Origin of the sequence: Flavobacterium aestuarii (genome assembly GCF_040049115.1) — a bacterium.
GTDB lineage: Bacteria > Bacteroidota > Bacteroidia > Flavobacteriales > Flavobacteriaceae > Flavobacterium > Flavobacterium aestuarii.
Genome location: NZ_JBDLZZ010000003.1, coordinates 134,852 through 148,772, shown reverse-complemented (window position 1 = coordinate 148,772; position 13,921 = coordinate 134,852). Strand labels below are relative to the sequence as shown.

7 protein-coding genes are annotated in these 13,921 nt (G+C 33.1%); 6 read left to right on the top strand and 1 reads right to left on the bottom strand.

The window, feature by feature from the left end; genetic code table 11:
* Window positions 1–519 precede the first annotated feature (519 nt).
* The 6 genes from ABEG11_RS04250 (at window position 520) to ABEG11_RS04225 (ending at window position 11,461) form a co-directional block, all read left to right on the top strand.
* Window positions 520–4,893 carry a PKD domain-containing protein gene (locus tag ABEG11_RS04250; RefSeq protein ID WP_348822956.1) on the top strand — a complete coding sequence of 1,458 codons (4,374 nt, stop codon included), beginning with the start codon at window positions 520–522 and terminating at the stop codon, window positions 4,891–4,893.
* Between the two features lie 16 nt (window positions 4,894–4,909).
* A complete protein-coding gene (locus tag ABEG11_RS04245) occupies window positions 4,910–5,911 on the top strand; it encodes a PorP/SprF family type IX secretion system membrane protein (RefSeq protein ID WP_348822955.1) in 1,002 nt (333 codons plus the stop codon).
* A gap of 161 nt (window positions 5,912–6,072) precedes the next feature.
* A complete protein-coding gene (locus ABEG11_RS04240; protein WP_348822954.1) occupies window positions 6,073–6,885 on the top strand; it encodes a hypothetical protein in 813 nt (270 codons plus the stop codon).
* A gap of 219 nt (window positions 6,886–7,104) precedes the next feature.
* The gene (locus ABEG11_RS04235; RefSeq protein WP_348822953.1) at window positions 7,105–8,043 is read left to right on the top strand and encodes a HamA C-terminal domain-containing protein; all 939 of its coding nucleotides are present in this window, start codon (window positions 7,105–7,107) and stop codon (window positions 8,041–8,043) included.
* Window positions 8,043–10,709, top strand: a complete 2,667-nt coding sequence (locus ABEG11_RS04230; protein ID WP_348822952.1) for a DEAD/DEAH box helicase — start codon at window positions 8,043–8,045, stop codon at window positions 10,707–10,709. Before ABEG11_RS04235 ends, ABEG11_RS04230 begins: the two co-directional genes overlap by 1 nt.
* Before the next feature lie 128 nt (window positions 10,710–10,837).
* On the top strand, window positions 10,838–11,461 hold the full coding sequence (locus ABEG11_RS04225; RefSeq protein ID WP_348822951.1) for a putative polyvalent protein kinase domain-containing protein: 624 nt from the start codon (window positions 10,838–10,840) through the stop codon (window positions 11,459–11,461).
* Window positions 11,462–11,639: 178 nt separating this feature from the next.
* Here the strand turns inward: ABEG11_RS04225 and ABEG11_RS04220 are convergent, their stop codons facing one another.
* The gene (locus tag ABEG11_RS04220) at window positions 11,640–13,877 is read right to left on the bottom strand and encodes a nitric-oxide reductase large subunit (protein ID WP_348822950.1); all 2,238 of its coding nucleotides are present in this window, start codon (window positions 13,875–13,877) and stop codon (window positions 11,640–11,642) included.
* Window positions 13,878–13,921 lie beyond the last annotated feature (44 nt).

Below are 13,921 nucleotides of genomic sequence, written 5' to 3'. Positions count from 1 at the left end.
ATTTCAAATGTAATAAAAAAAATACTATGCATGCATAATAAAATTTATTTTTTTTTATTTTTTTATAAATATAATTAAAAAAGTCCTTTAAAATAAGGGGCTGGTAAAATATTATGCATGCAGGGTATTTTTTATTTATACCAGCACTTGGCTGCAGCAGAAATTGAATCTATTAATATTAAAAAAGATTTTGGCCAGTATAATTGCAGCAGATTTTTAATAATTTTTAATGCCGAAATCCTTGAGATATTATCTGGGATTATAAAAAGCCATAAGAAACAATAATTTTTAATGTCAGACTGTCTTTTTTGCTTCAGCTTTATCACTCAAATAATTAATTGTTTAATTAATAGTAATTTATACGTAATAAAATAAAATACGCCTTCGGATTGATTGCGGAATAGTTACGATTTAATGGAAGAATGTATGTATTAATTTTTTTTAAAAAAAGTCGAGATGTAATCTTTATTTTATTAAAAATAAGTATACTTTTGAACACCAAAATTAATGACATAATCAATGAAACAACTTTACTATTGCTGCATTATTTTTCTTTTTATAAATACGTTTTCAATTTATGGTTTTTCTGCCAATACGAGTGATTACAGTTATACAAGTTTTAAATATCTTGTCTCTCCACCCAATGTAAATTTTAGTTTCACTAGTGATGGAAGCTGTTCTGGTACTCCCATTATATTTACTTCAACGGTGAGTGGGAGTGGTCCTTTTAAGTATGCATGGGATTTTGGAGATGGAACAACTTCTATAGATAATAATCCTAATCACATATTTAGTGCAACCGGATGCGGATCTCAAAATTTTACTGTAAAATTAACAGTTACTGATAAAAATGGCGAAGTTAACAGTATTACAAAAACTGTTGCAGTAAAGCAAAAACCAGAATTGAAATTTACTAATTTAAATGCTGCGACGGGTTCCACTACACCTTTTGAAAAATGTGGTGACAATAATTCAGATCCTAAATATACTATTAAACTAGGTAATCTTTCTAGCTCGGCTGCTTGTATTTCTTCGTACAGTGTAGATTGGGGAGATGGCAATATCGAAACCAGCGTAACTTTTCCTAAATCACATACTTATATGAAATTGGGATCTTTTAATATGGTGGTAACGGCATTAGGTTCCAGCGCTTGCGAAAATTCGATTACCTATATTGTTAAAAATTCTAATAATCCAATTGGGGCACTTATTGCTCCAGGAAATACGACAAATTTGTGTGTTCCGGTAGCTCCTATGGAATTTGCAATAGGATCATGGGCTCTAAATCCTTCTGATACCAATTATCAGGTTAGTTATGGTGATGGTACTGTGCAAAACTATACTCAAGCACAGTTAGAGAGTTCTCCATACTATAATGCGTCTAATCCTGTATCATCACAAAATTTTCCGGTACCACATACATTTACGCAGTATAATTGCCCTAATGGAAATACTGTTACATTGACGATATCCACTTCTTGCGGAAGCACCTATCTAACTGCGGGTCCTATTGTTATCTTGGATGTCCCTAAGGTAAGTTTTAACGTAAATCCTATTGCATGTGTTAATACGGCGATATCTTTTAGTAATACTACCAGAGCAGGATATACAAATGACTGTAGTACTTATAATGTCTATACTTGGGATTTTGGCGATGGAAGTTCAAAATCAAGGGAGGTGTATCCAAGTCATGTTTATACAAAACCGGGTACATATACGATTAAGTTATCTGCCGAAACACCATGCGGAATTGGTAATTCGTATACCCAGACTATATGCGTAGAACCGGTGCTGCAGCCCCAATTTACGTATTCAAAAGCATGTGCTTCAGAAAATGTTCAGATAAAGAATACTACCAATACAAGTTTGAGCTGTGGCACTGAAAGTTATTATTGGGAAGTAATAAATTATTACGAAGGCTTTTGTGGAAAGGGAAAAGGACAGTGGTCTTTTGCAGATGGAACGGGGCCGTACTCCAAAGATCCAGTTATTAATTTTGGTATTCCAGGAACGTATCAGCTGCAGCTAAGAACATTAAATTCATGTGGAGTATATCAGTATACTTCAAGAGCAATAGAAGTGAAGAAAAAACCAGTAATTACATTAAGCCCAATTTCGGATTATTGTAATTCTGCAACTATAAAACCTGTGGGAGCAGTTGTTGAAAGCTGTGCTCCTGCATCGGAACTAACTTATCTTTGGAGTTTTCCAGGCGGCACGCCATCCTCTTCTACATCGCTTGACCCTGGCTCAATAAATTACACCAAGAGTGGCAATTATCAAGCAGTTTTTAGTGTTAGTAATAGTTGCGGAACAGCAACTCAGTCAAGGAATTTTTCTGTAGATTTAGTACTCTCACCAGTTATTAAACCTAAAACTGAAAAAATCTGCAGCGGTAACAGCTTTTCAGTAACGCCAGTCAGTAATGGAACAGATAATGTCCCGGCGGGAACTACATTTGTTTGGTCAATGCCGGTAATATCTCCTGCTGGATCTATAAGCGGAGCTTCTGCACAGTCATCTCCAACAACCAGTATCAGCCAGACATTAACAAATAATACGCCTAATAGAGCAACAGTTACTTACACAGTATCTCCAATATCAAAATTATGTCCTGGACCCGATTTTACTATTACAGTAACCGTCGATCCATTAATAGATGCTGGAGAAAGTATAAAAAAAGTAAGCTGTTTTGGGCTTAGTGATGGAGCAATTAATCTAAGTGTCACTGGTGGAATTCCTTTTACAACAGGAAACCCATATACTTTTTCCTGGACTGGTCCTAACGGGTTTTCAAGTACTGATAAGGATATTTCTAATTTAAAATCAGGATATTATAATTTAATAATTTATGACAACGGAAATTGTCCATTTTCAAAAAGTTATTATGTAGCAGAACCAGATAAATTTCAATTCTCGGGATATAAAAATGACATAAGCTGTTATGGATTGAATGATGGAAAAATTGAAATAAATACAAGTGGTGGAAATATCCCTTATAAGTATGTGTGGACAAAAGACGGGAACCCTTATGCAGCATCTACCGAAGACCTCAGAAATCTGTCACCAGGTGTTTATGGAGTTACTATAACCGAAGCCAACAATTGTAATATTCTCAAAGAGACTTTTACTATTCATGAACCGCCACTTTTGGAGCTGAGTTTTGTGAGCCAGGTTGATATTCTATGTTACGGATATTACACTGGAGAAATTAATGTAAAAACAACTGGAGGAAGAGCTACAGAAGTAAGTCCAGGCGTTTTTAACTATAATTATAGCTGGACAGGACCAAATGGTTTTTATAGTAATGTTCAGAATCCAAGGAATTTAGCTGCTGGTACATATAATTTGACTGTTACAGATAATTCTGGCTGTACTGATGAATTAGAGGTTACACTTCATCAAAATGATGAAATTAAACTTGATTATACCAAAACTGAAATAGCCTGTTACAACTATTCAGACGCTTCAATATCCATCAATAGCATAACTGGTGGTGTGCCGTTTGCAACAGGTGATCCTTATATTATAAAATGGAGTAATTTAGGATCTGGATTAGTACAAAAGAATCTTACTGCGGGTACTTATATAATATCAATTATGGATGCATTAGGCTGTCCAAAAGAATTTACGATTATTATAGATAACGCTCCGGTTTTTAAAATAGATCCAGATGTAAGACAGATATCCTGTTTTGGAGAGAAAGATGCGCATATCCGATTAAATCTTGTTGGAGGGCAAGCGCCAGTCTCATTAGTATGGGATGATGATCCAGCTGCAGGAATTGAAAGAAACAACCTTGGGCCAGGAAAATATTCGGTGACTATTATCGATGCTAAATCCTGTGTAATTAAAGAGCCATATTTAATTGTTGAGCCTCAGTTATTAGAATTGAAAGCCACAGTGTCCAATCCTCTAAGCTGTACTGCCGCCGACACAGGTGCTATTAATTTAGTTGTTACAGGCGGAACTCAGCCATTTTTATATTCATGGTCGAATGGTACTGCAACCGAAGACCTCGAAAATCTCATACCTGGAAACTATATTGTTAAGGTAATTGATGCAAATGGCTGTAAAAAAGAAGAGAGCTGGAAAATTACGAGATTCGAGCAATTAACTCCATCCATAGAAGTTTTAACCGATTTTGATTGTGATACCAAATATGTTCATCAGACATTTGTTGGACATGTAAAGGGGGGAATTCCACCTTATACTTTAAACTGGTCAGATGGTGTGGTTACAGGAACAAATGGCGAAATCATGAATACAAATAATAATGGATTAATATTATTTAGTGTAACTGACAGTTTTGGATGTAAAGCAGATTATCCTTATAATGTAAATACTCCTGTTCTGGGGAAAGCCAATTTTTCTATAAGCTCTTATGGAAAGGATGTTTATGATCTTTACTCTATTTATGATCCTATACTGTTTTCTAATTTAGCGACTGGTGATTTTACATCCATTTCATGGGATTTTGGTGATGGGAATTTTTCTGATGAAGAAAGCCCAGCACATATATATACCAGAGAAGGAACTTATACAATAAAGCAGCTGGTTAGTTATCCATTCGGATGTCAGTATAGTTATACAGCCACAATAGTTGTCGAAAAAGGATATAGTTTAGTTATGCCTAATGCCTTTACACCAAATAATGACCACTTTAATGACACATTTGCGCCTGTTTTTCTGGGATTAAATAATATAACTCTCGAAGTTTTTGACACATGGGGAGGAATTATATATTCAGAAAGTGGTGAAAATATAGCAGGCTGGAACGGCAAAATAAAAGGTTCAGATGCCGAAAATGGTAATTATTATTTTAAAGTTACGGCAAAGACTTTCTATAATCATACCATAACTGAAAAAGGCGCACTTACATTAATCAAATAAAAGCAGCACATTTACAATGAAATTAAAACTATTTATTCTAATTATTACAAGTTGTTTTTATACTGAGGCAAAAGCTCAAGACCCTATTTTCACGCAATACTTTTTAGTTCCCGAAACATTAAATCCTGGTTTTTCAGGTTTTATGGAAACAACATATACAGGTATCATTCATAGAGAACAATGGCCTGATTTAGATTTAAAAATTGCTACTGATTATGTTTTTGTCAATACCTGGAGCGAAAAAATGAATAGCGGATTTGGCCTAAGTGTTTTAAACCAAAGAGAAAATACCAGCAATTACAATTTTACCCAGATAAATGCAAACTATGCATATAAAGTACGAATAAGTGATGACTGGGATTTCAGGCCGGCAATAGAAGCTGGATTTGGCTTAAAATCTTTTGCTTTCCAGAATTTACTGCTTGAAGACCAGATTAATATAAAATCAGGAAAAAATAATTCCAGTTCCGTTGACCCATTGCTGAAAAATGATAAAATTACTTTTTTTGATATTTCTGCCGGCATGGTTTTTAATACCGATGATCTTTGGATTGGTTTATCTGTAAAACACCTTAACAGACCCAATATTGCATTTAACGAAACTGAAAATTTACCTTTAAAAACATTTTTTTCTCTAAGCGCAGGTTACGAATTCCTCATGGCGGATTATATAGATGTGCAGCTGTTTCCTTATGCAACAAAATTATTTGTAACATCCAATTATATGCAGCAGGGATATTATAATCGTTTAGATTTAGGTGCTTCCATTTTATTTGAAAAAATATTTTTTGGTTTTACAGCAGTCACAAACCCTGCAAAAAACACCATAAATAATGATTTATTAACCTCTGTTAATTTTTTTACAGGATTGCAGTACGAACACCTGCGCATGGGGGTATCTTATGATTTTAATACATCCAGCATTGGAAGAACGGGAGGGACTTATGAATTATCATTGACTTATCAATTCAATCTGGATAAAAAATGTTTTGGATGCCCTAACTATGTTGGAAAGTAGCAAGCAATTCTTTTTTGGATAAAAATCAATAGTGCAGATCGGGACAAAACATTCCGGGCAGTAATATTGACAGTTTAAGAGGGTAGAACAGCTGGATTTTTGATAAAAAAGAAAGGAACGATCTATTATTTTTCTTACTTTGCTTCCAAAAAAAACAAACCATGAAGTTTATATCCAACAGAACTATAATCCTGAAGTCATTTATTGCCGCAATAGCTATATTGGGAATCAAAAATTTTGTTTTCAAGCATCTTTCGCTTTACGGGCAGGATTTTCATGACTTGATAGAACTGTCGGATATTACGATTATTTTTACAGGAGCATTTTTTGTGTTCGGATTATTATTGGCCGCAACAATGACCGATTTTAAGGAAAGCGAAAAAATTCCGGGAGAAGTAGCGTCAAATCTTGAAGCAATCAAAGACTGGATTTACCTGGCTTTCCGTGCACCGAGAACAGGGACGACGGATTTATGCAAAGAAGAATTAAACAGCACTTTGCTGCGTCAGGAAATGCTTGCTATTACCGATGGTATTATTTCATGGATTTATTCCAGTGGCAAAGATTCTACGGTTATTTTTCCGCTGATTCGTAAGTCCAACGAGATTGCCTATTATTTTGCCGAAAGAGGTGTCGATAAAGAAGCCATAAAAGGCATTCAGGAAAACACCAACGCAATGCGGAAACAGCTCACACGTGCCTATTCGATTTCGAGAAACAACTTCATCAAGCCGGCGTATACCTTGCTGCAGAGCATTTTGTTCATAGTGATGTCACTGCTGCTGATTACCAAATTCAAAAGTCCCTCTGCCGATTATCTGGTGACCTCGGCTATAACGTTTATATTCTGCTATCTGTATTTATTAATCAGCGGTCTGGACGATCCATTTGATATTTTCAATGGTGATACTAATGTTGATCTAAAACCCATTGACCGATTTAAACAGCGTTTGGTTTCGGATTTTCTGGTTTAATAATAAGGTAAGAATAGAATTTGCTTTCCTGACAGGTTTCGAAAACCTGTTAGGTCTTATCTGGATTAATTTGAGAAGAATATGGAAAAAATTACTGATTTTCATTGGAAAGGGTACAATTTGATCAGGAAAATGCTAGTAAGGTGGGAAGTGGGAAGAAGATGAATGAGGAGTTGGATGGGGTTTTTAGGGGGAATTATTCAATAAAAGGCAAACAGAATGACAAAAAAAATTAGCGATATTAATTGGGAGAAGCTGCTTAAAGTTAATAGAGATATCTTTGTTAATTTGTTTAGTTTAAATGAAGAAGTAGCAATTTCAGATGAAGTAAAAATAAAATTCTACAGTTTAAAATATAATAATAATGGTCTTGATGGCTTAGATTTTATAAATCATCTGTATGAGGCTGCTGTACATTATGTCTTTGATGAAAAAGATATTAAAGAGCTTATTGAGGATGGATACGCACCTACTGATAAAGCATTAAGTTACTTTGGAGATATTGATCCTTTAACAGATGGAAGATATGGTGAGCTAATTTTATATTTATTTATTGAAGCGGTTTTGCAAACACCTATGATAGTTCATAAAATTTCTCAAACTTATAACAATAATGACCAAGTAAAAGGTTCCGATGGACTTTTTATTGGTAATATAAATGGTCAAGCGACTTTATTGTTAGGTGAATCAAAAATGAAGAATAACTTCAATGCATGCGCTGGAGAAGCTTTAGACTCGCTTAAAAGGTATATAAATAATCCGCAATCAATTGATAGAGAATTAGAAGTTGCAAAAAAACATTTAAGTCGAGATCTAAATAATCTTGATGAAAATGATTTGGATCTTATTTACCAAAGTCTTAGAACAAAGCAAATTGAATTTCAAGAATATAATATTTGCTACCCAGCTTTCTTAATGTATAAAGAAGGTAAAATCAAAGAAATAATTTCACGAAACATTCTAGAAATAGAAAAACAAGTATTAATTTTTTTAAAATCAATAATAAAGCGAAGGTCAAATTATATTAAAGCATCCTTACCCGAAATTAATAATATAACATTTGAATTTTTTATGATGCCTGTTGATGATGTAAGTTCTTTTAGAGAAAAGTGTTATACCGTTTTTCATAACGGAAAAAAATATGAAAGAAAAGAATAATGAGCAATTTAACTATTGAATCTGCCAAAAACCATCCTGTTTTCAATCAAGTTTTGAAAGCATTGATAACTAATAGATTTTACTCTGAGTTGCAGATTGAGAAAGAAAAAGTTATAATTGAAAAAGATATCCTTGACAAATCGATATGGTTAGCAAGTATTATTTCTACAAGTATTGAAGAGGAAGATAAATATTTAAGTTCTGTATTTGGAATTACTCTTTTTCTTGAATATGATTCTCAAGAATACAGAAAAACTGCTTATATAATTTTATCTAGATCAGGTAATTTAATTGCATCGAGATTTTTTAAGGAATTGATGACAATTAATTCAATTACAGGGAATCTTTTGTTTAATAAAAGTTTTGGGACAATGATGGATTTTGAATTAGGTTCAAAAATTGCATTAAATGAAATAGAAAGTGGAAACGGTAAAATTTTAGGTTCTGATTATCAAAAACATTTGTGGAATGTTTTAACAAAAACAAATTACAACACTGCAATATCAGCACCTACTTCAGCAGGAAAATCATTCATCATTCAAAACTATATCAGACAAACTTTTTTAAACAAGGATTCGTTTTATGTTGTTTATATTGTGCCAACTAGAGCTTTAATTTCTCAAGTATCTGAAGATTTTAAGAAAATATTAGGTAATGATGTTAGCATAAATACAGCTTTTATTGAAAAAGAAAATGAAGATAAAGGACAATTTACAAATAAAGAGATATTTATCTTAACACCAGAAAGAACTTTAAAATTAATGCAGTATTCTTCTGAGAATGAATTCTCACCTGATTTAATTTTTATTGATGAAATACAAAATATTGAAGATGATGGAAATAGAGGTTTTCTTTTTGAGTATTTAATAAATGAGATTGAAACTTATTGGTTTAGATCAAGGAAGGTAATTGCAGGACCATTTTTAAATAATCCAGATGTATTGTTAAAATTAATGTTTAAAGAAGTTAGTGAAAATTTAAAAACAATGTTTTCGCCTGTCTTTCAGTTAAAAATATCATTTAAACCTAGCAAAATCAATAATTCAATAACTTCTAAGATATTTTTTCAAGAGAAATTGATAAATACTATTGAAGTTCCAATTGATTTTGATTATGGAAAAGATGTTGTGCAAAATAAACTTAAAACAACAGTTAAAATATTATTACGATTTGGAGATAAAAGCAAAAATATCATTTATCTACCCAAGTCTAATTATGTAGAAGATTTTGCAATCTATTTAGCAAAAGCAAAAAACAATGATGATAAAAAATTTATTTTAAGTAATGAAATACTTGAATTAATTGATTTAATTAAAGAAGAGATACATTCAGATTATTATTTAATTGATACATTAAAGGTTAAGACCGCATTTCATCATGGTAAGTTACCTGAGATTATTAGAGGTGAATTAGAATATCTTTTTGCAAATGGTTATCTTGATAATATTATATGTACTTCTACATTAGTAGAAGGAGTTAATTTACCTGCGGAAAAAGTTTTTATACCATACCCAAAAAAGGATGGAAACGATCTAAGTAAATTTGAATTTGGGAATATTGTTGGAAGAGCAGGAAGAATCAGAGACGCTCTTACAGGCACAATAATATGTTTAGAGAAAAGTGATGAAGATTGGGCTGAAGAGTTTTTTGAAAACGAACCTGATAAAGAGATTACTCCAGCTATTAATAAAATTTTAAAGTATCCTATTAATGAATTAATTGCTGCTTTAAATCAACCATTAGATGCTAACAACAAAAAAAATGAATTTGGAGTTATTTTTTTAAAATTAAAATACCTCAAAGGAGAACAAAACCTTATTGATTATCTTAATAATAAAAATGTAGATGAAGATTCAATTAATTTGATAGTTGAAAATCTCTCTGAAAGGTTAAGAAGCATTAAAATCCCAAGTGAATTGGTAAAACTTAATCCGAGTATTGATCCAGAACTGCAAAATGAACTTTATTTAAAAATAAAAAATGAAGGAATTGAAAAATGGGTTTTTCACGATCATAAAAATTTTTACGCAAGATGGAAAAAAGAAATATTAATAACGAAGATCCATGAGGAAAGCAATTTTTATGGTCAGTTGAAAAATATTTTATTTAAACTTGATGAAGTTTTCGATTTTAATAATGAAGCTTATTTTAAGCATGACATATCTAGATCATTATCTCAAATGGTTTTTTATGCGACATTATGGTTAGATAATAGAGGCTTTAAAGAGCTTATAATTAGAGAGATAAATTTTAATGCAGACACAAAAGGTATAATAGATAAAGAAAACAAAAATGATATAAATAAAACAATAAAAGAAGTTATTAAAGTTTACTCTTCAATTATAAGTTATGTTTTAGTAAAGTACACAAAGCTACTATCAGATATATTGAAATTTATTCTTAACGAAGAAGAATTAGAAAAGTATAAACATAGTATTTCTTTACCAACTATGTTAGAATTAGGAACAAGTAATACTTTAGTATTACTATTAATATCTAAAGGTATTTCAAGATCAATCGCAATTAAAATATATAAATTAATTCCAGAAGATGAATCAGAAAATCCAATAGAATGGCTATCAAAACAAAAGGAATTAAATATTAAAAATATTTACAACAAGTACTTGAAAAGGAAAGGTTTCTTATTGCAAGATAAAGAAATATAATTCCTTAAATTTAACTAATGACTATCCAAACCCTAAAATCCCAAGCCCTAATCCTTTTTGAAGTAATTTCAGGAAAAAGCCTTTAGTTTACCATAAAAAATAATTCTTATCTTTGAACTTTAAATTTCATGAAACATGAACTACAAAATATCATTTCAGGAAAGAGCCAAGTTAGGTATGGAGATGCTATCCAGACAGTTGCCGGTTACCTTAGAAGAAGCAAGAGCTCAGGTTGCGAAGCTAAAGGAAGCAAGCAAATCAAAAGTGAAGAAGCAGAGAATATAAGGGATTTTTGCAACCAGAATAATTTTTGGAATGCAGGAATAGACATCAATAATTTTGTTTCAAGCGGAGCTGAACAAAGGGTTTATCTTCATAATGAGTTTCAGGTTTTTAAACTTAATGACTCTATTTATTATTCTTCCTGGGAAGATTATCTCAATAATCTATTACTAAATAATTACTTTTTTCCGGATACAGCCTATCAGTTAGTTGGATTTTATGAATCTGATGATGTTTTGTATGCTGTGGTTGAGCAAGCTTTTGTTAAATTTGATCAGATTACAGAATTAGAAAATGTAAAAAGATTTCTAAATGAAAATGGTTTTATAAACACAAGAAACAATGATTACTTCAATCCAAATTTAGGAATAATTCTTGAAGATTTGCATGACGAAAATGTACTGACTTTTGAAGATAATTTGTACTTTATAGACACCGTTTTCTACATTACAGAACAATTTTATAAATGAATATCCAAATCCTAAAATCCCAAAACCTAATCTTTTTCGAGGTCATTTCAGAAAGCAGGTCTTTTGGGTTAAATACAACAGATAGCATCTACTAATTTTTAAAGAAAAACCGTCCCGATTTAAAATCAGGACGGTTTTTTTAGATATTCTTAGATGGTTATTTACTGTGCAGAGAAAACTATCTTTTAGTTTTTCTAAAGGTCAACTCAAAAATAAAATAACAGAGAGCTAAGACCCCGAAGCCAAAAATGGTATCACCAATGGCTCTTAACCATTTTAGGACAATCATAACTGGCTGTTGCATGAATTCTGCAGAGCGTGCATACCAGATGCCATGTTCAATGCTGGCGATGGCCTGCATGACTCCTACAGGAAGCAGACTCATTAATGCCATTGCCAATAAGCCAAGATTTGTAGACCAGAAAATGAACTTCATTAATTTTTCGTTCCATATTTCGTGGCGGTAGAGACTTCTCATTACAAATAACATCAGCCCGATTCCTAGCATTCCATACACGCCAAAAAGTGCCGTATGACCATGCAGTGCCGTAGTATTTAATCCTTGAACATAATACAAAGCAATTGGCGGATTAATGATAAAACCGAAAATACCTGCTCCAAGGAAATTCCAGAAGGCTACGGAAATCATATAATAAATGGGCCATTTGTAATCTATAATCCAGCTTGTAGATTTAGACAAAGTATAATTATGGTATGCTTCATATCCTATTAAAACCAGCGGAACGATTTCCAAAGCACTAAATGTAGCACCTATCGCCATAACTGCGGTGGGTGTTCCCGAAAAATACAAATGGTGAAAAGTTCCCAAAATACCGCCTGACATAAAAATAATTGTCGAAAAAATTACATTGAGCGTAGCTGTTTTTGTTTTTAGAAGCCCCAGTCTTACAAATAAAAAGGCGATTACGACTGTAGCGAAGACTTCAAAGAATCCTTCTACCCAAAGATGAACAACCCACCATCTCCAATATTCGGAAATTGCCAGATTGGTCTGTCTTCCCCACATTAGTCCTGCTGCATAAAAGGAAGCAATGGCTGCACACGAAATCAGAAACATGATAATCAGGTTTCTTTCTTCGGAACCTCTTTTAAGTACAGGAATTAATGGCCTAACCATAAGTGCCAGCCATAAAAATAATCCAACTAATAGGAAACATTGCCAAAAACGGCCCAGATCAACATATTCATATCCTTGATGACCAAACCAGAAATTATCAATTAAATCCAATTTTTGCATCACTCCATACCATTGCCCAATCATTGAACCTAAGACAATAACCAGCAGGGCGAAGAATAAAAAGTTAACCCCAAAAACCTGAAATTTTGGGTCTTTTCCAGAAACTGCCGGCGCGATATAAAGACCAGTTGCCAGCCAGGCTGTAGCAATCCAGAAAATTGCCAATTGAGTGTGCCAGGTTCTGGTTACTGCGTAAGGAAGAATTTCGTCGAGCGGAATTCCGTAAAAACCATTTCCTTCTACACCATAATGCGCTGTAATAACTCCAAAAATGACCTGCAGTACTATAAGCAAGCTTACCACCCAGAAATATTTCTTGATTTGATACATAGATGGTGTCATTCCCTGTTTTAGCAGGGGATCACTAACAGGAGTCTCCAAATGTTCATCTTCGCCAGATTTAACATGGTGAAAAATTAAAATACCTGTACAAAGAATCAGCAGGATAATGCTGACTCCCGACCAGACCAGAAGACTTTTTGTGGTGACATTTCCAACTAATTCATCTCCTGGCCAGTTGTGAGTGTAAGATATAGTATCATTTGGCCTGTTAGTTACCGTTGCCCACGTTGCCCAGAAGAAAAATGCATTCATTTTATGCATTCTTGCTTTGTCTTTGATGGACATTTTAGGAATCGCGTAATCATGTCTCAATTGATCAAATTTGGGATCATCCATAAATAATCCCTCATAATATCTGCTGAGGTATGCAATGGCTTCCTGTCGGTTTTTTGAAATGGTTATGGTTTTATTGACAGCATCATAGGTGTTCATGCGAACCTCATTCTGCAGGCGTATTTTCATTGCGGCCTGCTGTTCTTTTGATAATTTGCTATAATTCTGCTGGTATGCTGCCTGTGATAATTTATCCAATATAAACAGCGCTTCGCGATGCAGCCAATCCGCTGTCCAGTCTGGAGCTACATAGGCACCGTGTCCCCATATTGAACCTACTTCCTGACCTCCCATGCTTTGCCAGACATTCTGTCCATCTTTAATATCCTGGCCTGTAAATATAACTGTGCTGTCTGCCAAAATAATTTTGTCGGGAACAGGTGGTGCCTTTTGATAAATTTCATAACCGTAATATCCCAATACTGAAAACGAAATACTCATTACCAAAGCAAATGCAATCCATAGTTTTTTTTCTTTTTTCATCTTTAATTGTTTTTAAATTATAGTAATTACATTAATAAAAAACC

Excerpts from the sequence above, each read along its gene's own strand:
- ABEG11_RS04225 (WP_348822951.1), top strand. The coding sequence starts at position 10,838 with ATGAAACATGAACTACAAAATATCATTTCAGGAAAGAGCCAAGTTAGG.
- ABEG11_RS04235 (WP_348822953.1), top strand. The coding sequence starts at position 7,105 with ATGACAAAAAAAATTAGCGATATTAATTGGGAGAAGCTGCTTAAAGTT.
- ABEG11_RS04250 (WP_348822956.1), top strand. The coding sequence starts at position 520 with ATGAAACAACTTTACTATTGCTGCATTATTTTTCTTTTTATAAATACG.
- ABEG11_RS04245 (WP_348822955.1), top strand. The coding sequence starts at position 4,910 with ATGAAATTAAAACTATTTATTCTAATTATTACAAGTTGTTTTTATACT.
- ABEG11_RS04230 (WP_348822952.1), top strand. The coding sequence starts at position 8,043 with ATGAGCAATTTAACTATTGAATCTGCCAAAAACCATCCTGTTTTCAAT.
- ABEG11_RS04220 (WP_348822950.1), bottom strand. The coding sequence starts at position 13,877 with ATGAAAAAAGAAAAAAAACTATGGATTGCATTTGCTTTGGTAATGAGT.
- ABEG11_RS04240 (WP_348822954.1), top strand. The coding sequence starts at position 6,073 with ATGAAGTTTATATCCAACAGAACTATAATCCTGAAGTCATTTATTGCC.